Annotated in this window: 18 protein-coding genes; 7 read left to right on the forward strand and 11 right to left on the reverse strand. The window is 57.1% G+C overall.

All coding sequences use genetic code 11. The features are described from left to right. Positions 1-428 precede the first annotated feature (428 nt). Complete coding sequence (locus tag ABIC50_RS12680; protein WP_354164153.1) at positions 429-998, reverse strand: hypothetical protein; 570 nt, start codon at positions 996-998, stop codon at positions 429-431. A 116-nt stretch (positions 999-1,114) separates the two neighbouring features. Here ABIC50_RS12680 and ABIC50_RS12685 point away from each other — a divergent pair, with 116 nt between their 5' ends. Continuing rightward, positions 1,115-1,327, forward strand: a complete 213-nt coding sequence (locus ABIC50_RS12685) for a hypothetical protein (protein ID WP_354164155.1) — start codon at positions 1,115-1,117, stop codon at positions 1,325-1,327. Positions 1,328-1,939: 612 nt separating this feature from the next. On the opposite strand, the gene ABIC50_RS12690 is transcribed toward ABIC50_RS12685, so the two are convergent. The 5 genes from ABIC50_RS12690 to ABIC50_RS12710 form a co-directional block, all read right to left on the reverse strand. Next, positions 1,940-3,148, reverse strand: a complete 1,209-nt coding sequence (locus ABIC50_RS12690) for a hypothetical protein (protein WP_354164157.1) — start codon at positions 3,146-3,148, stop codon at positions 1,940-1,942. 257 nt (positions 3,149-3,405) lie between these two features. After that, positions 3,406-3,891, reverse strand: coding sequence for a Mov34/MPN/PAD-1 family protein (locus ABIC50_RS12695; protein ID WP_237435911.1), 486 nt, complete (start codon positions 3,889-3,891; stop codon positions 3,406-3,408). Continuing rightward, a complete protein-coding gene (locus tag ABIC50_RS12700) occupies positions 3,888-5,522 on the reverse strand; it encodes a ThiF family adenylyltransferase (RefSeq protein WP_354164159.1) in 1,635 nt (544 codons plus the stop codon). The genes ABIC50_RS12695 and ABIC50_RS12700 overlap by 4 nt, the downstream gene beginning before the upstream one ends. Before the next feature lie 163 nt (positions 5,523-5,685). After that, positions 5,686-6,897 carry a nucleotidyltransferase domain-containing protein gene (locus ABIC50_RS12705; RefSeq protein WP_354164160.1) on the reverse strand — a complete coding sequence of 404 codons (1,212 nt, stop codon included), beginning with the start codon at positions 6,895-6,897 and terminating at the stop codon, positions 5,686-5,688. A gap of 154 nt (positions 6,898-7,051) precedes the next feature. Beyond that, a complete protein-coding gene (locus tag ABIC50_RS12710) occupies positions 7,052-7,228 on the reverse strand; it encodes a hypothetical protein (RefSeq protein ID WP_354164162.1) in 177 nt (58 codons plus the stop codon). Positions 7,229-7,334: 106 nt separating this feature from the next. Between ABIC50_RS12710 and ABIC50_RS12715 the strand changes: the two genes are divergently transcribed. Genes ABIC50_RS12715 through ABIC50_RS12725 form a run of 3 tightly spaced genes read left to right on the forward strand, consistent with a single transcriptional unit; the run spans position 7,335 to position 10,129 of the window. Continuing rightward, positions 7,335-8,276, forward strand: a complete 942-nt coding sequence (locus ABIC50_RS12715; protein WP_354164164.1) for a WYL domain-containing protein — start codon at positions 7,335-7,337, stop codon at positions 8,274-8,276. Positions 8,277-8,333: 57 nt separating this feature from the next. Further along, positions 8,334-8,546 (forward strand): hypothetical protein, encoded by a 213-nt coding sequence (locus tag ABIC50_RS12720; protein WP_354164167.1) that lies wholly within the window; start codon positions 8,334-8,336, stop codon positions 8,544-8,546. Positions 8,547-8,551: 5 nt separating this feature from the next. Then, a complete protein-coding gene (locus ABIC50_RS12725) occupies positions 8,552-10,129 on the forward strand; it encodes an SAVED domain-containing protein (RefSeq protein WP_354164170.1) in 1,578 nt (525 codons plus the stop codon). A gap of 610 nt (positions 10,130-10,739) precedes the next feature. On the opposite strand, the gene ABIC50_RS12730 is transcribed toward ABIC50_RS12725, so the two are convergent. Both ABIC50_RS12730 and ABIC50_RS12735 read right to left on the reverse strand, forming a co-directional pair. Further along, positions 10,740-12,506 carry a hypothetical protein gene (locus ABIC50_RS12730; protein WP_354164173.1) on the reverse strand — a complete coding sequence of 589 codons (1,767 nt, stop codon included), beginning with the start codon at positions 12,504-12,506 and terminating at the stop codon, positions 10,740-10,742. 17 nt (positions 12,507-12,523) lie between these two features. Further along, on the reverse strand, positions 12,524-13,666 hold the full coding sequence (locus ABIC50_RS12735; protein WP_354164176.1) for a dsDNA nuclease domain-containing protein: 1,143 nt from the start codon (positions 13,664-13,666) through the stop codon (positions 12,524-12,526). Positions 13,667-14,355: 689 nt separating this feature from the next. On the opposite strand from ABIC50_RS12735, the gene ABIC50_RS12740 reads away from it, so the two are divergent. Both ABIC50_RS12740 and ABIC50_RS12745 read left to right on the forward strand, forming a co-directional pair. Further along, positions 14,356-15,450 (forward strand): GTP pyrophosphokinase, encoded by a 1,095-nt coding sequence (locus ABIC50_RS12740; protein ID WP_354164179.1) that lies wholly within the window; start codon positions 14,356-14,358, stop codon positions 15,448-15,450. 550 nt (positions 15,451-16,000) lie between these two features. Then, positions 16,001-17,773 (forward strand): site-specific integrase, encoded by a 1,773-nt coding sequence (locus ABIC50_RS12745; protein WP_354164181.1) that lies wholly within the window; start codon positions 16,001-16,003, stop codon positions 17,771-17,773. A 78-nt stretch (positions 17,774-17,851) separates the two neighbouring features. On the opposite strand, the gene ABIC50_RS12750 is transcribed toward ABIC50_RS12745, so the two are convergent. Beyond that, a complete protein-coding gene (locus tag ABIC50_RS12750) occupies positions 17,852-18,370 on the reverse strand; it encodes a 3'-5' exonuclease family protein (RefSeq protein ID WP_354164184.1) in 519 nt (172 codons plus the stop codon). A 112-nt stretch (positions 18,371-18,482) separates the two neighbouring features. Continuing rightward, complete coding sequence (locus ABIC50_RS12755; protein WP_354164187.1) at positions 18,483-18,941, reverse strand: hypothetical protein; 459 nt, start codon at positions 18,939-18,941, stop codon at positions 18,483-18,485. A gap of 90 nt (positions 18,942-19,031) precedes the next feature. Between ABIC50_RS12755 and ABIC50_RS12760 the strand changes: the two genes are divergently transcribed. Beyond that, the gene (locus ABIC50_RS12760) at positions 19,032-19,277 is read left to right on the forward strand and encodes a helix-turn-helix domain-containing protein (protein ID WP_354164190.1); all 246 of its coding nucleotides are present in this window, start codon (positions 19,032-19,034) and stop codon (positions 19,275-19,277) included. Positions 19,278-20,033: 756 nt separating this feature from the next. On the opposite strand, the gene ABIC50_RS12765 is transcribed toward ABIC50_RS12760, so the two are convergent. Beyond that, the gene (locus ABIC50_RS12765) at positions 20,034-20,765 is read right to left on the reverse strand and encodes an ABC transporter substrate-binding protein (RefSeq protein WP_354164192.1); all 732 of its coding nucleotides are present in this window, start codon (positions 20,763-20,765) and stop codon (positions 20,034-20,036) included. Between the last annotated feature and the right edge of the window lie 41 nt (positions 20,766-20,806).

Genomic DNA, 20,806 nt, shown 5'->3' on the forward strand with positions numbered 1-20,806 from the left:
TTGACGGTTTCATCAGTGAAGACTCAAGGTTTAGCGGCGCGGCGAAGAAAGCTGTCTATTTCCAACCAACGGACTGGGAACGATGCTTGGTAAGAATTTGCTTCGCCTGGTGAAACAGCCTCGTCGGTTACGTTCAGCTAGCCACTCGCAGTTCCGGTTCTGCCACGCGGCAATTGTCGCGACTGCTTCAGCTGGTGTTATCGACGAAATTGTGCCCCACTCGTATGCCGCCCGCCGCTGACGACACACTGGCCGATCAATCGCTCCACTCATACCTCGATGACCAGTCAGACCGAATGGAGTTTATCGTCTCCTCAACAGATTTTCGGTAGTCCTTAGGCAGGTGCGCAAGGTCACTGGCAATGCGGCCGAGATATCTGTACGCCAGCAACACTGAGATGCAGCGGCGCGAGCGAATAGCTGTGAAACTACGGGTTACGCGTTGCGTAACGCCTGTGCGACTCGTTCGCTTGCGGGATCGTAAAGAGGCGCTCGATCGTCTCGTCCAAACCAGCGAGTCTCTCGAAAGAGCCTTTCGGAAGGATGCGTTGATTCGCTCTTTCCGCCTTGACGCCTTGTGCGTTCGCACGCGCATGACGTGCGGTAGCGTGACCGGAGAGATCCGGTAGAGATCGCCCTGGTGCCGCGCCAAACCAACGGTACTCCGTGATTTCGAGGTCCTCCGTGACGCCAAGCCAAACCATGCACCCGCTCGGCGCACGCGCCAACTGTTGGTTGATGGCAACCTGCGCACGGGCGCCATCGACCAGTGACACCTTGAGCTGGACGTGTCGCATCACGTTGCCGCAGCACATCACAAGGTCATATCCGCTCGCGTCGAATTCCGCACGCAGGATCTCGACGTTCAGGATGCCGAGTTGCCACAGGCGGCGCATTACGTCGCCCACAAAGACGTGTTCGACAATCCGCTCGCGTAGCACCGAATTTGTGGCGTGCCTCGTCCTGGCGTCGACAATTCTGGTCTCTTCAGTCTGCACACTTGACCTTGTTCGGTTATGGGCTGTTCGGTCGGCGGTGCTGCATGGCGTTCGATCAGCGTCTTACGATACCCTGCACATATGGCGGCTGACCGAGGGGCCTCCAGTTCCAGACGGTGAGCATTCTCGCAAGCCCGTTCCAGCAACCACCGAGCCACCTCTTCGGGGGCGGCGGTGATATCGGATTGCTGGTGATCCCCGAAGTGCTTGAGCGCGTTACGGACGCGATTCGCTTCGGCGATCGCGTCTTTCCGCCCCCATGCCGCACACCGAATGACTCGTCGGTCGAAGGCAACCAGTCGGCCGCGCCGGTTCACCTCTTTGGCTAAAACTTCTTCGGCCGCGCCGGCGAGGGTGATCACTGCAGCAAATTCTCGTATTCAAGAAATAGCGTAAGCACCCCATCAAGTTGTGCTAACGCGAGCTCAATCCGTCGGTACGTTTGGGCAGACACGAATCACACTCGGTTTTGATCATGGCATTTCCGGCAGACGCGCATGACGAGTGACGTCGCGCGCGTCCGCCGCGGAAACCCCTGTTGAGTCGGCTCGCTGCCGGCCTACCCTCCTAGCACCGTGTTCGTGCTTTGGCCATCAACGCCCGGATGCGCAGGCAGACTTTTAGGGATTCACCTGCCACAGGCCTCGGGCCATCATGTCATTCACCTGGGATTCCAGCTGCCCTGTAGGGGCATACGTGCGTGCAACCGCACCGTCGTGCTCACCACAAGGCAGTTCCCAGCCTACCTCAATGAGTCGCAAACCCGCCGACCATGTAGACGGACATAACACATTAGTATCAATTTGTTGCGTGAATTTATTACATTGTGAAATACGAGGTGCGTCCATTTTTGCACATTTTCGCCCCTTCTCCCAAACGCGATCTTTTTATATGTCGACACTAGGTGAAGCACCCCATGGATTGGCTCATTAATCGGGAAATTAGACATTCGGGAGTTCGGACACTACTCTCCGCTGTCCCACCCAGCCGAGAAAATCTTCGATGTTATCGGTGCGGCCTGGTGAAGCACAGTATGCCTCAAGGTCAATCACGGCAGTCCGGAGAACCGTGGCGACAAAGCCCTCCATCCCTTCTCGATCGATGCCGTGAACGTTAAGTGTCGACCACGTGCCATGCAGGATACGCGAGCGATCGCGAACGACATTGCGCGCAAATTGCCGTGTCGTGAGCAAAGATCCGGGCGCAATTTGGTCGTCTGGTCCTAAGCCAAAGAACGCATTCAAAATCTCGAACATGCGACGCTCGCTGCCCTTGCTGCTCTCGGCACAGACCAAAACTTCTAACACCGTTTCGAGTTTTGCAATTGCAATCGTATCGATCGACTCGGCCAGAGCCTGATTAAACCAATAGGCCGCGTCGCACCAAGCTCGTTCAAGCGTCGGTAGACGAAACGACCCGGCGGCAAACGAGCGCACCACATTCCCGACGGCAACAAAGATTGGTGCCGCCCTCTCCAAAATATCGGGCAGCGTGCCGCGACCGATTGCTAACCCCGGCTCTCTACGTGTCCATCCTGTGCAATAGAAACCACCGGCTTCTGACAGTGTTCGTTTTTGCGATGTTCCCCGCCGTGCGTCGAGCCGCGACATAGTCCGCGTGTCGAGATAGGGAGCCGCAAGCTGCAGCCCTACGATTACGAGATCCACCGAGAGCTCAGCTATTTCTGCGGCGCGCTTTCGCTCGCAGCCTTCAACAGAAACGTGCGCTAGCCAATCGGCATTTTCTTCACGCATCCATCGTACGATGTCGTCGAATTCACGTCGATCAGCTATCGTGTCGTCAGCGCCTCGCGGATAGAAGTTGCTTGTCGTGACGTCATCGATATATTCGAACGTAACAGGTCCAATTTGGAAGCGTGGCGCAGGCGTACGACTGATAACGCAAGGTACGAAAACACGCCGCGGCAATGCACTATCGGCAAACCATTTCTCGAAGTGGGCAATGAGGGCTTGCGCATCTTGGCCACCAACGCTCGATGGTTCGCGACCGATATAATCCTCAATGCAAGCAAACAGTTCGGTCTGAACATCTGCATAGATGACGCCACGTTCCATGCGAGGAACGCGATCAAATATGCACTCGGTAAGATCCGTGAATGCATGATGCCCGGGCATGCGAATGACGATCATGCCGTCTGCATCTTCACGTACGTGTCCAAGGCCTTCCCTATTTAAGTATCCTTGCGTTAGCCCTTCGGGTGGCAGCGGTCGCCTGTCAAGGTGTGTAACGAGCGATCGCAACAGGCCCAATTCCCGAACTAGCGAATCTGACATATCCAAGTCCTCCCTATTATCTGCGGGCTATCCCGTGTACCGTCAATGCCAGATACGACCACTGATTCCAATCTGCGCTGGCTCTCTCGTCCCGACGCCCTGCTCTGCGTCGACTAATGCTCGTCTAGCGTTGCCTCATTGAAGTCAACACCGTCGTCCACCCAAATTCGCACGCCGGCTGGCACAGGTGCCGTTCCGACGATGGCAAAGACAATGCCTGACAGTTGCGGCTTTGCCGCAAGCGCATGGTTACGGGCCAATGAGCGGTCGTCTAAGGACGGAACGGGAGAAGGTTCGGGATGTGTGTGCCATATGCCCACGCAATGCAGTCCTTCTTCAAAGAGGTGCTCGCGCTCAGCTGCCGCTTGAGCCGTGTCGAACGTCACTCGAGCCCAGGATGCCCGCTTGGGGTGCAAAACTGTAGCCAGTTCGATTTGTACTGGATCGACGGTCAAATCTCTCGCGAAGAGTTGTCCGACGGATTCTTTGCTCGAACTCGATTGCTGTGTATGACTCAGCAGCACGTCCAACGCCATAGCACCAAGCTGCAGTGTCCAGGTTGCACCAGGCAATCGAAAACGCAGTCCTCTGGCCTTCATTTTCCATCCAAGACCAGACGGAGCTCTCGGGTTGTCGTTGCGCTGTCGGACCTTGAGCCTGAGACCGGTACGATCGACCGCATATTGACAGGAACAGATAATCCGTCGAAATACGCGCTCGAACGGACCCATGACCAGACTGTTGACGTCTGCTGCATGTCGTTTAGTATGCCGATCACGCGCTCGGCGGCGAAGGCCGCCACAAGTTCTATGTCCGCGGCGCCATAGGGATGAAATCCATCAGAGCAAGCTGGAAGCTTCACACGTGTGTCGCGAGCAGAAAGATCGCTTGCGTTGACCAAGGTATCGGCTGGATCTTCAGCCGGCCAAGCAACGTCGGGTTGCGTCAGCACAACATGTCCTGCGCTACACATCGGTTCGGTCCACGCATGAACGATCGGTGCCGTGCCGAACAAACTTGTGCGCATGTGGGAGATGAACGTTCGCACTGACGATTCCGCGGTGCATTCCACCACCATGTCATACATGCCGGGTTTGCAGTTCGTGGTGGCCCAGACCGAAGCGTCAGCGAGATACCCGTGAACTTTCAGACCGGGAATGTCCTGCCTCAATTGTTGGGCGACTGCGTCTGCTTTGGACCGTCCGACGTCGCGCATTCCCAGAGCGTGTCGACTCGTATTTTCGACACCCATCAACTGCGCATCAACGATATCGAGATGTCCAACGCCACTGCGCGCTAACGCTTTCGCCAGCGGGCTACCAAGCGAACCGCACCCGAGGAGCAACACGCGCTTTTCGCGCCTGGCGTGCAAGAGATTCAGGCTGTGATCGCGAGCCAATGCCCAGTCAGCGTCAACGCGCGTGATATTCACGGGCTCGATGCTCGGCGGCTGCAACAGCCACACTGCAGCGCCGAATATCTGGTAGCCAAACATCACGCTATCATGCTCGATAACGACAAGCAACGGTACCTGACCAGGAGGCAAGCGAGAATCCGGGTTGCATTTCGCGCCCTTTCCCGCCGAGGTTTTGTGAGCGCGGCTGGCGCGATTTGCCCACTTCTCTAGCGAGCACTCGTGATTCGTCGCTCGATCAACCAACGTCTTTAAGGCTTCGAATGATGTCGGCCAGGTCGACGGTGTCCATCGCTCGTTATCTGGAAGGCGAACAAACAGTGCTTCGCCACGCACGAACGTTCCATCAGCCCATCGATGGCGCGCCGCCAACTCCTGCGGATCACCAGGCGAGGCAGCTGCAACCTGAAGGCTATAGCGGCGATGTTTTGACTTCGCGGGGATATACGCAGCAATGGAACCTTCTGCCCAGAGCCCGACACAACCGATATCAACATAAGTGAGTTTCGGGACAGGACGCCGGTCGCGTGCTTTTCGACGGTTTCCACAATGGTGCGCCCAGTAGGACGCACGTTCTGAGTGGAACTGCGCTTCTATCCAGCTCGAATCGCGGGCGGGACCGAGTAACTGCGTGTTCAGTGTCGTGAGCGCGCGCGTGACCGCGCTAACCGGATCGTCGTAGTCCTCCGGGATCGACTCAATCCCAAGGCAAACGTGTCCATCAGCTTCCACGTGCGGGAGCTTCAGAAAGTAGGACTTGTCGACGTAAAGTTTGCAAGGGCTCGCCGGAAAATCCGGCGGCAAGACGATACGCACTCCCGCTACCGGGAGTGTGGCATCTTCGAATTCGACGTCCCACGCGTGACCAGCGCTCGCAGGTACGCGCGCGCGCTGGCACCACACGGCGCCTGGGCCGCTGTCGAGCCATTCCCGTACCTGCAGGGACGCCGTATCAAAGGGGCTACGCTCCACGCCGGATTCAGCCCAGGGTATTGGACGAGCCGGTTTTCACAGGCTGATCTGGGTTAGTTTTGGTAAATCCATCGGCGCTGCCGATCAGGCCGTCGAGTACGCTGATTTTCGGGCGACTGGCTTTCCAGGCCTCGACGCCGGCCGAGCCAAACACGCTCCGAATCTTGTCCTCGCTCGGAGCTCGATGGCTTTGATGAAACAGCGCATCGAGATCGCGTTCCAACTGCGCGTGCCACCGCAAAAACTCCTGAGCGCGAGCGCCACCGTCACTGTTCCACTTGTCCGCGAAATTTTCACTCTTGAGTTTCGGATTCTCGACACGCCAACCAGTATGGTCTCGTTGAATGAATTGCGGCATCGCCTCGACCAATGCCAGCACGACTTCGATTGGCGAGGAAAATGTCGTTCGGCGCTGAGCATGGAGGGCTGCATACGCCTTGGTAGCAAGCGTGACGATGATGACCGAGATGGGCATTCGCTCTTTTTTCTTTTCGTCGACACCCCAATACATCGTGTCTCGATGCAACTTCATTAACTGCACGGTACGACGAAGAATGTCATCGAGACCGACATCGCCGTCGGGCAATGGGGTCACAGTCGTGCGCGCGTCTATCGCAAACTGCCTCAAGGCAGCCTGAAACTCAAAACGTTTCGCCGCGTGCTCGCAGAACCAGTCGGCAAACTCCTCCGGGTTCGACGGTGCCCAGCGCGTATCTGGATCCCGCACCGAAAGACTCGAACCTTCACGTCCCGTCTGGTCGTGAATAGCGGGAGTGAGATCGAAGTAGTACGGTTTACCCGGATACGCCAGTCGCCAGCAGCGGCGCTTAGCCTCCGGCTGACCGGTTACCGACTCGTTGCCTTCCAGCGCTTTGCCAAACGCTTCGAACATGACTTCGGGATCGGGCCAGACATACTTCGGGCCGGACAGCTTCACCACCAGATCCAAATCGAACTTCACCGGGTACCGCTGACTGATGGTCGTCTGCGTACGCATCGACCCCTGCGGGAAAATGTGTACGTCATGCCGTAGAACATCCAGCTTCTGCGCCAAATCGTCCGCCAACTCTTCGTAGTCGATCTCCGCCTTAGCTCGATCGTTCGGATCGAGCTCCAGGCGGCGCAGCAGCTTGGCGATGAGTTGCTCCCACTGTTGCGTCTCGCGTCGAGCATTCAACGCATCGGCAACGCGCTTTGAGAGTGGCGGATTCGTCGTCATGAAGCTTTGCCCTTCAATAGATGTAGTGCGAAAGTGACGGCTTCTAGTTCTCCGCTCAAAACCGTCCGAATGCTTACGGAATGCCTGGTGGCAGCCATATCACCAACCCCATGCTGCCCTACGTGCTGCGTCCGATGCGCCATCAATGCGCGCCCTATTTTTTCTCTCGACGGACACCCTTGAACGGAGTTTTATCCGTCGTCTTGACCTCCATGAAGCGACCGGTTTCGGCGTCACGCTTGACGTAATGCCCGGACGGCGTTTGAGTCTGACTCCGATCACGAACTGCACCAATGCGATGGCCGTCACCGTAGGGTTTGTTCTTCGCCATGACTAACTCCTGCGCTATCAAGTCCACCCATCCTATATCATCATTTTGATTAGATCAAGTGATTGAATGTGTTCGTCGATCTGGGTGTTTCGTGTACTATGGAGGCATGACTCAATCTCCCGCACCCCAATATCTGACCCTTTTAGAACGCCTGCCTCAGGCTCAGCGCGAGCGTCTATCGCATATTGATTTCAAGCTTTACTTTCTCGGTGAGCTACGGCGTGCCGATGTCGTGGATCGTTTCGGGACCGGACCAGCCGCCGCTACGCGTGACATCGCCCAATACAAAGAACTCGCGCCGGGCAATATGTCACTTGATAACGCTGACAAGATCTACCGCCCTACCGAGACCTTCTCGCCTCTCTTCGAACATGCGCCGCAACGCGTCCTGACAGCGCTGTCGCGAGGCTTTGGCCAAGGAATTGGCGATGAGCTGAAGCCGATGGTGCGTTGTGAGTTTCCCATGCCATTGAGTGTGCCGAAGATGTCGGTGCTGGCCCCGGTGACACGTGCAATTCACCGTGGAAAAGTCGTGAAGATGACGTACACATCAATCGAAAGTGGTCGTACTGAGCGAGAAATTGTTCCGATCGCGCTTACGAACAACGGGGTACGTTGGCACGTTCGAGCCTTTGATCGGCGCCGCAAGGATTTCCGCGACTTTGTGTTCACGCGGATGGAGAACCCCGTTTTGCTGGAGGACAGCGAAATTGCCGCCCAGGAGCGTGGAGACCAGGATGTCCAGTGGAATCGGATTATCGAACTTGAGCTAGTCCCCCACCCATCCCATCCGCGGCCAGACGTGGTGTTGATGGACTACGACATGCCCGACGGGGTTTTGCGCGTGAAAGTTCGTGCCGCAAATGCAGGATATATGCTGCGCCGCTGGACCATCGATTGCTCTCCCGACCATAGCCTGGACGGGATTGAATATGCTTTGTGGCTAAAGGACCCGTTGGCGCTCTACGGGGCAAACAATGCTCGATTGGCTCCGGGGTACAGGGATCCTCGCGGCGATCTCGACAACGTGCCGATCAAGGCACTGTAGCGCCCAGTATCCAGAACGTCCCGAAAGGCCGGTGATGCTGGGGCCTGGAGTACGCTGATGGTGCGCGATTCCATCTCGCGGCTGCTCCAGCGTTGCCGAGCAGAGGTCGGCAAGCTCCGCTGTGATGTTGATCACGGCGAGATCGAGCGCGGTGGAGTCCGACGCAATGAAGATGGCGCCCATTCTGGTTCTCATACGATCGAGCGCTTCATCGTGAAAGACCGCTGCCCTGCCGCGCGCTGCGAACCGTCTATCGTTAACGCGAAGTGAGCTACATGCCAGAACTCCGAATCTTCTCAGATGCTGATATGGCTGACGCAATCACGTCAGAGGCCGCACAGGGGCGAGATCTACTCGTCATAGCAAACCACTACACTGCTGTCCTGGCAACGCGAGAGTCTGCCGAAAGCGCTTGGATGCCATTAGGACGTGGTGATTTTGGCTTAAAAAGTGGCGACGCTGCTGGTGGCTCGGCTGGCAGAGGACACCTGTGGTGGCATGAAGTCGTCGGATCGCCGCTGAGTTGCGATATCTTGAACGTAGCACCCAGGCCGGTCGATCAGGCCCACATCGATACCTGGTTGGAAACGGCGGAGTCTCTGACGACGGACACGGGAAGGGGCGCATCGCTGAAAGCCGCAGACGTGGATCAACTCGAGTATCTGACGGCGCGACGATGCCAATTTGCGGGATGCGGTAGGGATTTGGGTACGCATACTGCCACTGGCGTCGCCAATAGATCCAGCTACTTTGCACATATCATTGCCTCATCCCCGAACGGACCGCGAGGCGATCGGCTTCTATCGGCTGTGCGATCAGCTGACATCGAAAACTTCCTCCTCCTCTGCGACGAGTGTCATCGTCGCATTGACCGGGAGGATCCAGATCGCTTCACCGTCGCTGTATTGCAGCAGATGCGTCAACAGAGTATCGCTGAGGTTCGTAGACTGCTCTCTTCACTTCAGTATCGAGAGGCCGTGCCGATTGTGTTGATGGGAAACGTTGCGACACAGTCCCCTCATTTCATTGCACGCGAAGCCGAAGAGGCAATGTGGACGCAAAAGTTGCGAATGAAACCTGGTCATCCGCATACCTTTTTTGAACATGGATGGAGCAAGTACGACCCCCACTCCGTTGCTTTCTGGCCATCACTTTTCGAAGCCCTTGAGTCTGAACTGCCTCAGCTCCGCAAACTGCTGCGCACGGATGCTGGAAACTCGGGGAGCCCGGATCTTGCGGTCTTTCCACTACATGGCACATCTGTACTCATCCTCGCCGGCCGATTGTTTGGCGAAGCAAGCGCGGTTCGGATTTTTCAATTCCGACGTGAGCGCCCTGTTTCTGCTGAAGGCGGGCGCTGGGCGTTTGATGAAGTACTAGAGCATTCCCCTGAGAAATATCACGTTCGGGAATTGCATCCCCATACGGTGGGTGCAGAAGAGGCGTGCCTCGTCGTCTCGTTAACGTTCGACATTGATCCTGGTCGACTGCCATCAGAAATAGTGGCTGAGGACGGCACTTTCAGAATGGGCGCGCTCGAGGTCACCTCCAACGCCAAACTACATCACGACATTGTTTCAAGCGAAGAGGATCTCGACCGGATATCGCAGCAACTTGGAGAGGCTGTTCGGATACTTCAAGACGAGTGGGCGGTGAAACGTATCCATCTCTTCGTTGGAGCCCCAGCGTCAGTTTGCTTCAAAATTGGCCAGAAATTACAGGCACGGAGCCACGCGATCTACCGGTGCTACGAATCGATCCCCGGTCCGAATAGCGCGTTCCTCCCAACAATCGAAATCGACAACAGAGAAGTTCGGGCAGTTGCCGGCACTGCCTCGCTGAGGTTGGCGTAGCTCAGCGGATGATTGAGCGCGAGTGCTTGGCATGCGCGAACGGCGGTCATGCGCAGCAGTTTAATCTGTGCGCTCGAGTTCGACTTTTTACACTCGATTGGATAACTACACAAATAGCTCGCTTTGAATGACGTGCAACGACAGTGATTCCCGCGGAATCCACTGTCCCGAATCAAACTCGCGCCCGATCTCTTCACACAGATCGGGAGGCCGCCACTCTGCGGTGATTCTCGCACTGATCCGCTTGTCATCGCCGAGCGGTCTGCGTCGCCCGTTCTCTATTAGCTAGCGATAGAAGACAACCGCTGCCTGAAGCGCAGGCGAGCCTTGTTCGCGCAAACCCCGGTCCAGCACTGCAGCAATGTTCAAGCCTCTCGGGTCCAGGTCACCGAAATACTCTGCGTAGGGCGCGCCGCCGCGATCGAGCGCATCACCGATAGCACGCGCGGACTTAAGGACCGTGTTGGAGTGCTAGCTTTTCCCAAAAAAGGCGGATGTTGTAGTGTGCCTCTCTATGTGCTTTTCATGGCTTGTAGCATTCGCCGCTGTGACAGAGATTTTTCTCGCTATGCTGCCCCCCCCTACGACATGCCTCGAATGTCTCTTCGCATTACTCATCCGCGTCGGAAGTCGGGTCGCTTTCGTTGGTCTCGCCCAGTGGCGTATTTAATAGTGCCGAATTCATCTTGCGGTAGAGTGGACCAATGTCAGCTTCAACCTCTTCGTAAAACTCAGGAAGCAACATGCTGTATTTCTTATCGAAAATGATCGTCTTGTCGAGGTGCGCGTCCGAGTGCTTCGTAACACAGACTATTAGCTGCATGGGGGCTGGAAGGTTTTCGGCAATAAATCCGAGCACTACGTGCAGATTCAGATCGTCTTGGTCCTGCTGGTTCGGGGAATCGATGACCACGGGGATCGACATACCCACATGCTCATCGTGGCATACCTTCCATAGCGCGGCATAGTACGCAAGAAGTAAGCGTGGACCACCACTACCCGAACGGTTTGGTCTGCTGACAATGTTTTGATTGCCCGCCGGGTCCGGCACGTTAAGCGCCTTCCTCGCTAGCGAGTAGGCTTCCCTGAACGCCGTTACGATTCTTTTTGTGCGCTTCTTGTCGGACAAGGCGTCCAAACGTGCGTCGATTTCTGATAGTTTGGAGTTCCAGCCCGCGAGTTCGCCAGAAATTTGCGCCCTTTCCGCGTCGAACGCCCGATGGGCAGCCTGGGACCCGTGGGATTCCACGACTTCGCGGAATCGGAGCTCTCCGCGCTTACGCTCAAGGATTTCGTTGATCCTCGCGTAGTTGCCTCGCAGCAACTGGCGCTCCTTGGCCGTCGATTCCAGGTGGTGCTTCGCTTCAATAAGATCCCTTTGAAGCGTTCGCGTAAGTTCCTCCAAAATCCTCGCATCCTCGGCATAACCTAAGTAATGTAGGAACGATTGTTCGTGCTCAGCCCCGCAGGTAGGGCACACGATTTCGCGCGCGTTGGCCACGCTGGAAAGGTATTTTTGATCACCAGCGTATTCCTGTAATGAAGCAAGGGCCACTTGGATTTGATGATTAATGCTTGCGACCACTTCACTTTCGCGGACGTGCTTAGCGCGCAGAGTCTCTTGAAAATGGTTGAGTTCGTTCGCTTCTGTGGTCAAGCGTCGGATCTCCTCTTCGAAACCGTCCTCTGAGAGATTCACAGTACCGACGGGGAGTGTTTGACTAAGTCGGCTGCGAGCGCGCTCAAGAAGCTTCATCTCACTGGCCAACGCGTCAGCCTCCTTCGACACCGCGCCGTGTTCGCTCTTGAGATCGTAGTATTTGGCGGGTTTGATTCCACTGAAATACTCGAGAATGCTACGAACCGGGGCCGCATACTGCATCGTTGCCGGGAAGGTGTCCCACTTGTCCCGCCAGCTTCCGTCTTGGTCGATGTAGAAAGGAAGGAAGAAACAAGAAGGATCGGCAAGCACACCTTGGCCTGTCTTTTTCGAGGTCAGTATGAGTTTGAAGCCGACGAGCGTCGCGAACGCCTCAGCCCAGGTTGCATGTGAATCGGTTGCCTTTAGGAGCTTGCCGAACGAGTCGTAGAGCGAGCGCGAGCCGTTGTGGTGAATCGCGGTGAAAGACTCTCCGTCAACCTTGAACCTCACCGCGGAAACTGTCCGTGGATCCCACTGCTCGAGGGTACCTAGTGGCTTGGCCCCTAGCGTTATGAAGAGGTGTTTAACGAGGCTTGACTTGCCCGTGTGGTTCTCTCCTCGGATCAGGTTCCTGTGTGGGTGAAAGCTGACCTTCCTGGCCTTTTTGTCGCGGTGCGATAGCAGCGAAATGCTTTCGAATTGGAAGCTTTTCATAAGATTTTGTGGATAAAGCACGAAGGAGTTTTCTGAAGTTAGGCTGCGGCATTTTTCGTTACCTGGATTAGCAAATACGCGAAGACTTCAGTTTCCTTGAAGGCTGTATACATTGCTGCAATCCTTGCGGTCTCGGCTTCCAGCGCCGGAAACAGCGGCGCTGACCCCATGAGCGATGGCGCCGCCTTAGCACATTCGTCGATTAGAGCAAGCTCGTCGGCTCCCCAAGTCCCCGAGACGAGGGCGGAAAAGTATTTCGTTACCCCGATGTTGACCGATATGCGCTTGAGCGGCGCAAGCCCCTCTAGCGACAATCCATCAAGGACCGAATCTAGGTGCGATTTCAGGTCGGGCACGCCCTTGAGGTCGGCCAGTGCGGCGTCCAATTCCGCCATCGAATACCCTCGTTGGCGCCGAAGCTCTCCAAAGGAGGTGACCGGTTCCGTCTGCCTCCCTAGAGCGCTGAGTTGGACAAACAGGGCATCCACAAATGCCTTCGCTTGGCCGGCGCTCGTGGGTAGGTGCTTGCTGAGGTAGGCTGCGGCGGCTCCAAGCGCCAAGAGGTGTGGATTGTCCGGATGTAGAGTGGTTTTCCGTAGGACCAGCCGCTTGAGGTCCGGTACCTCACCTGGAGTCGCGTGCAGTAGAGCCAAGCCTTCGGCCAGCGAAGACGCGTGGCTCATATCCAGTTCCGACGCTAAGCATTTGAGCAGGGATGAAGCGGTCCCGCTCTTCGCTAGCGGAAGGTCGCAACCCGCGTTTGATACGAAATGCGCGTTGGCATCCAATTGCTGTATAGCCAAGCCAGCCTTGTAGAGTTTTCCAACTGGACTCTTCTCGACTTTGGACAGGGTTGGGGCCACCTTTTTTTTTCTGCCGTCCGGCTTGAGTATGCCGGTAAGGTCATTGAAAGACCACTCGCCGCCATCCTTCTTCTTGATTTGGTAGATGTCGACCCTGCTGGGAGATGTTTCGGAATCGAATTCGGCAACGTCTTGGATCGACTCAAAAAGGAGGAGGAAATCGCTCGTGCCACCCTCCTTGAGCTCAAATATCCTAAGAATCGCCCAGTAGCGCTGAAAATCCACTCCTTTTTGTCCGTGGCCACCTCCAACTTCCATGAGCGCCGGATTTTGGCTGAGCGAGAATATTTCAGTGAATTTTTCTTCTGCCGGAGCCATAGTTGGTTTAGTGGATATCGTTCGTGAAGCCGTCCGGGCGTGCGTCATTGCCCCGCGCAATTACCGCCAATTTATCTGTGAGCATCAAAATTATCAATCTTTGTTGCCTGCCGGAGTAATGTAAGCCAACCGGGAATTGCTAAATTTTAGTCGAAATTAGACACAGTGCAGCACTTCGGAGCCACTTTAGTGCGACTGCGGTCGACCGTATCGGGCAACGTTCGGCCAGCTACGGTCACCCGCCAGTTCTTCGACACAGCCATTCGAGTGTCGGCTCGGCGGCTAATAGCGGACCGTCGCTCGGTGAAATTCATAAATCGGTCAGCTGCGGGAGAGGTATCTACTGTCACACTCGCACCCTCGACTGAGAAATCCGGCTACGGTTGTCGCAGCAATCCGCTCGTGGGGGCCAGGGTGTATCTCGAACAGCAGTTTGAGAAGGCGTACTATGCCTTGCGCATAAACCAACCTGTGGACATGCCGCCACGGTCTAGATAAGTACAGTGCGGCCATTGACAGTCGCGGCCCGGTACGTAAGATTTGTCACCTCTTGAACCATGCAGCGATTCGCATATTTCAAGGGTTTCGAGGAATTGACATACTTGCATCGCCAGCGTATACGCCCCTGCGAGCACCATGTGAATTCAAAGATATCAAGACTGATTTAACGAAAAATCGGGGATATTACAATGGCTTCACTAGATTTTGATGCTGAGAAAGCAGCGTTTCGTGAGTACTATGATACAGAACGCCCTTTGCTCGAAGGCGCAATAGAGTCATTTCTTACATTAGTTCGATCCTTGCTAGCGTCCGCCAACCTCACGGTATCGAAAATTGAAGGTCGCCTCAAGAACCGAGAAGAGTGCATAAAAAAATTCAACATAAAATATCGAGGCGGTCTCGAGGCAAGCAAAACACCATACGAAATTAAAAATCATATCACCGATCTAGTAGGCTTGCGCATTGTCTGCCTGTACGAAGACGAGATTGATGCCATAAAAAACTTAATTCACCAGCACTTCAAGGTACTATCAGTTACGAACAAGATCGAGCAAATTGAAGGCACCGAAAATTCATTCGGCTACAAGGGCTTGCATCTTGATTTAAAATTAAATGACGATCGACTGAACTTCCCAGAATATGGCGTCTACGGGACAATCCCTTTTGAGCTTCAAATGCGCACTGTCGTCCAAGACTCATGGAGTATCCTGGACCACAAGATAAAATACAAAAAATCCATTCCAGGTCGCTTAAAGCGTCGAATTAACACGCTCGCTGCGCTATTCGAGCTCGCCGACAGAGAGTTTCGCGAAGTGCGCGACGCGACTCTTGCCGAGATTGAAATGGCTGAAGCCGAAGAAAGTGACGTGGATGAAGTGCCGGCACTAGACCATGTTGCCGAAAATACAGATGGTCGCGTTTCAGAGGTTGAACCAAACCAGTACGCACCTCTCAATGCATTCCGCTTTTTGAAAATTGCGAAGCACTTTTTCCCAGACTTTGATTTCGAGCCACACAAAGTGGATGGGTTCACGGACGAAATCATCAAGTGCAAGCCCGACATTAGCCGCGGGAAGTTTAATTTCTACATGAAAGAAAATATTGGCGACATCAAAAAATATCAAGCCACCTTCGAAGCTGAAAATCCGAGTGACACACTAAACACATATACACTAATTAGACACTGCCTATATGCAGGCGATCCGGTTGTATTTTCTAGCATGCTAACCAACATTTCACGAGAGTCATTTGATAAGTGGCAATCTCAGAATGCCGAAAACTAACAATCCCCTTTGAGATAGCCTCCCAAAGGGACGTAATTGGCACGTCAATGCTGCCAACAAGCTGCATGCTCGCCCCAGCAGCGAGTTCGCGCGACAGCTTCGCGCTGGTGCGGTGCGCGAGTGCTTCCGAAAAGGAGCGTCCGTCGAATTCCCACTCGAAAGCAGTTGTTCCTTTGCCCCGTTCAAGGGGCCGTTCCGGGTCAACGGTCTCTAATGGAACCGCCGCTTCGTTGTTCATGAACACCGCACCGATAGTCGCGTCGCCAATCGGGTTGCTCACGCGTACCGAAACCTACACGTACGGTAGATGCGCCCCCAGCGCACCTGCGCAGCCGCCAACTGCGCGGGTGGTTCGCCGTCGTGGCGCCGCTTCCGGCAAATTCCCTCCTTCCAGTTTTATTTAGGGTGCCCCTTCAGCCGAGACTGAGCGAAAACACCATTCCAGGACTGAACACGACTGAGCAACGCGTCCCGCGGTGGATGCGCTCCCGAAATGTTTGCGATAAATAGTCTTATCGCCAGTATTCTGCGTGCGACCTAAACTGGGTTCATGAGTACGGCCCCTGCCTCCTCCGCAGGGTCGGACGACGGAAATCTCCCAGCGACCGCCCTGCCCGATCTCGCCTCGTTGGCCGCCCTGCGCGCCTGGCACGCCGGGCTCACGGCCCGCGCGGCAGTTGAGCGCTACCTGCCGCACCGCAAGGCCGACGGCCAGTCATCGCGTGGCCTCCTGGGTCGCCTCCGCCGCCAGCTCGTCGCGTGCGCGCTCGCCCGCCAGCGCGACGACCTGGTGCCGCTCTTCACTCACCCGGCCGCGGACCGCACCCGCCACGCGGCGCAGGTGGTCGCGGCACTCGATGTGCTGCGCACCACCCCCATCCCGGCGCCACAACCAACCGACCCGGTGGCCCACTGGCTGCCGCCGTGCACCGCGCGGGCGCTGGTGGCCGCCGGCGTCGACTCATTCGCCGACCTGCTGGTCCGAATGGCCCACCGCCCCGGCTGGTGGCGGCCGATCCCGGGGCTGGGGCGCCAGGGTGCACACCGCGTCGACACCTTCCTCGGGGCGCACCCGGACCTGACCCGGCGCGCCACCGCGCTGGTTCCTTACGAGGCAGCGACCGCTCAGTTGGCCCCGCGATGGTCCCTGGATGCGCTGCCCGCCGACCTCGATGGTTCTAAGGGCCGCTTCCGGGCCCCGCCCGGCACCTGCGGCCTCGCCGCCACCAACGACTACCAGGCGATCGAGGCATGGCTGGCGCTCCACGAGGGCATCCATACGGTGCGGGCGTACCGACGCGAGGCCGAACGGCTGTTGCTGTGGGCCATTGTCGGGCGCCGTCGGCCCCTCTCGTCACTGACTACCGATGACGCGATCGCCTATCGCGCCTTCCTGCGCCATCCGGCACCCGCCGCCCGCTGGATCGGTCCACCGCGCCCGCGCACGACGCCCGCCTGGCGTCCGTTCACGGGACACCTGACGGCGCGGTCAACCGCCTATGCGCTGGCCGTCCTGCGCGCCCTCTTCGGGTGGCTCGTGGACCAGCACTACGTCGTGCTCAATCCGTTTGCAGGCGTGACCGTGCGCGGCGGCGCAGCCCGTGCGCCGTTCGATACCGGACGGGCGCTGACTGGCCGTGAGTGGAAGATCGTGCGGGCGGCAGCCGACCAGCTCGAGCGAACCGGGTGGACTGCACCGGCCGCAGAACGACTGCGTTTTGTGCTGGATTTCGGCTACGCAACCGGGCTGCGGGCGCAAGAACTGGTGGCCGCGACGCTCGGCGACATCACGGCGGACGCCTGCGGTACGTTATGGCTGCAGGTGACGGGAAAAGGGGCGAAGTCGGGGCGCGTGGCCCTGCCGCCCCTCGCGCGGGACGCGCTGCGGCACGCGCTGAAGGCGCGCGGCTTGCCGGTCAGACGCGCCCGCTGGCAGCCAGCCGCCCCGTTGGTGGCTGCCCTCACTACGGAACATCGCACGGAACGCCAGACCAGTACCGGTCTGAGCGCGGCGCGGTTGCGGCAGGTGTTAGGTGAGTTTTTTCGGGAGACGGCCGAGCGCGTAAACACCCGTCATCCGGCGCTCGCCGAGAAGCTACGGCACGCCAGCCCCCATTGGTTGCGTCATACACACGCGACCCACGCACTAGACGCCGGCGTGGAACTCGTAGTCGTACGAGACAACCTACGCCACGCCTCGGTGGCAACCACGTCGAACTATCTGCATAGCGAGGAGGCAAAGCGGGCTCGTCAAGTCAGCGCGGCCTTTCAACGTCAGCCTCGCCGCTCACATCGTCGAGGCACGGCCCGCGCAGCCCGATAATTGTGCACAATGTCCGAGATGCGCGCCTCACGATTGAATGAATTGCAGGCCAACTTGCAACGGCTCCGCCTGATTCGTTTAACCGATATAGGCGTATGCGTTTGCTCGGGCATCGTGCAGCGCGTGGTGCTCGCCGCCATGTCGTGCGAAGTATTCAGCCTGCCGCCGCGTATCGATCTGGCCGCGGATATCTTCGAGCATCCAGCCCTCTGGCAACGGGCCGTCAAACAAGAATCGCAGCAGATTCAGGTCCGTCTCGAGGTCGTAGCAGAGCACCGGCTTGGAGCCAGTCGGGATACCCGCAATCCAAGCCCGCAGCGACTGACGCAGCTGATCAAGCGGCATCGCGCGCTCCCTGAATCGGCCCAGTTGTGGGAGCACCACGGTCCGAACGAAGTCACTACAGCGTGCTGCATCATAGTCCGTACATTCGCCATAAAACTCGGATCCGTTCTCCCCAACGATGGCCAGACTAATGAGTTGAGGCGCTTCGAAGTCCGTGAACTCGGTGTCGACGAAGAAACGATTTCTCCAACTGCTACGACCGCTGTAAGGTACCAACCAGGTCGGTCCATTGTGGAAGCGGGTATCGGTCATAGTCGCTCAACCAGGGCACCTTCAGCACAGAACACCTGGAATTCCTCCCGCCTCACTACGAGAGCCAAAGCCGCACACATGGCCTGTCCATCGAAAAGCAACCCACTCTCGGTCATTGTGCGGAGTCCGAGCGCGACCGATGCGCCTGCCATACCCGCCGTCCGCGGGCGTAGCACGTCGCAAATCCGCTTGGCACGGAAAACTTTCGCCCCGTCACCGTCGTGAACTGGGTCACCGTCAGCAGTGTGCGATCGTCGTCGCTGAGTTCGGTCGCCCCAACCCGGATCTCGCTCAGTGGATCCAGATACCAGTCATCAACCTGACGCGCACGACGGGTGCTCACCACCGCCGCCCCTCGCAGCACGTTACTGCCGTCAAGAAACTGCTTCAGCGATGCCGCACCCGATGTGAGATCCGTCCAGATCACACAGGGAATCCCACGCGCTCGCTTTTCAGACACCCGTAGAACCAGTAAGTCGCCAGGCGTCCACTGTTCCATCACAGCCCATACAGCTGCACCGGCCATCGCCGACTGAAGCGGTAGCCGGTTCCCATCCTGAATCAAAAACATATGCCTTGCAGCTAGAGAAACTGGCCGCACCCGAGAAAATGGGTCGTAAATGCCGTGGCCAAACGAGCATCATACCGCGACCATCATTGAATGCAAAGGGTATCTGGCAAACGGGACGACGGAGGACATCTGGCCGCGATTGGCGCGACGGTCCGTGCTCGTCGGCTAGAGTTTGGCGTCTCGCAGGAAGCGCTTGCCCTTGTCACCGGAATTGATCGAAGTCACATGGGCCGCATCGAAAGAGGTGAGCGCAATTTGACCATCCTCAACCTCATCCGAATCGCAGACGCTCTGAATATTTCGCCGTCAAAGCTTCTGAAAATCTCTGGTCTCTAAAGTGCTGTTTGGCGCGCAAGGCTAATCTTTGTCATGCTAGTGTACAGAGTGATTGCGGACTCGTGACTCCGCCAACTCACAGACGAGGAAGGCCACGATAAGCAACTCCATCGCCGTCAGCGCGATATGACCGACTCTACTTGAATAAAGAGCTTGCTTACGCCAACGAGACGGGCGCCCACACGAGTCGCGTTCCGGGATAATCGCCACCCGAGGTCTGAGCGGCCCCACCCGTTCGAGCCGCTCGCATGCGAGTAGCTGCGTGACATAGGACCCAGGTGGGTCAGATTTACTCCGGCGATTCGCCGAAAGGCGGGGCCGAATTCAGTCGGCGTTGACATGTAGAGGATCACGTCTCAATCAATGGTCGTGATGTGAAGGCACGAAGCATCGAGAATGAAGAAAGCGAACCATTGTAATCGGCTCGATGAATAAAAAGGCTGGCCGGTAACTTGGCCAGCAAAATAGTTCTGGCAATCCGAGGTTGATGTGTGCCAGAACCATCGTCACTGAGCGGCATCCGCGTGCAGACCGCCATGTCGATCGGTCAGTAACACGCAGCGGCGGCAGGAACTGATTGGAGACCAGCCCGTGTTCGTAGTCGGACAGGTGACCGCAGTAACTATAGGGGTACTGATGGTGCTTCTTCATCGGACATGCGTGAGGCCATCGCAATGTGAAAAACGACCGGCGAACCGGTCGGCAAAATGGCTTCAGCGTGCGAGCGTGTTGTTTGTACCGAATTCCAGGCCTCGACTAAGCAGCAGGCGCAACCGTCGCGCCGGTGATTTTATGCCGTGCGAGCGCCTCGGCGACGAACCCGGATGCCTTCGCTTCCCCGACGAATGCCCGCAATGTCTCAGCGGCCGCCGCGCCGCGGCGCTTCGGCAACCCCATCGCTTGACGGATCACCATGAATCGCTCGTCGAGCAAACGCAGGCCGGGGGTTTGACGTGCGTCTGCCTCGAGCTGTTGCTTGACGCCGGCGGCGACCTCGAGGCCCTCATCGAGGAACGTTCGGACGACGGTCGGAGATGACGGTGCGCGCACGATCCGCGCATGCTTCAATTCGCGCGTCAGGAACAAATCGTAGGCGCTTCCCCCGCCCACTGCGACGCGGATCGACGGCTGATCGACATCGTCGTTGGAGCGAATCGACGATCCGTCTCGCACCAGGTAATAGCCTTCGATCAACACGTACGGATCGGTAAACACGATGGTTTCTCCTCGTCGTGGATCGATGGCGAAGAAGCCGACGTCAGCCTGCTCATCGCTGACCGCCTGAACGGACTTGCCCGCTGTATCGAACACCACCAGTTCAAGTTCTACCCCGAGCGTTGTGGCAAAGGCTCGCGCCAGGTCGACCGAAACACCGGTCGGTGCGCCCGATATGTCCCTGCCCGCGAGAATAGGATTCCCGAGATTGATCGATGCCCGCAACTTGCCGGCAGGTGTGAATGCGCGAATGACGGATGGATCGGGTTTCATGTGGATAGCGTGAAGAACGAAAAATCGTATGGGGACATGGG

Source organism: Burkholderia sp. 567, from assembly GCF_040545115.1.
Classification (GTDB): domain Bacteria; phylum Pseudomonadota; class Gammaproteobacteria; order Burkholderiales; family Burkholderiaceae; genus Burkholderia; species Burkholderia ambifaria.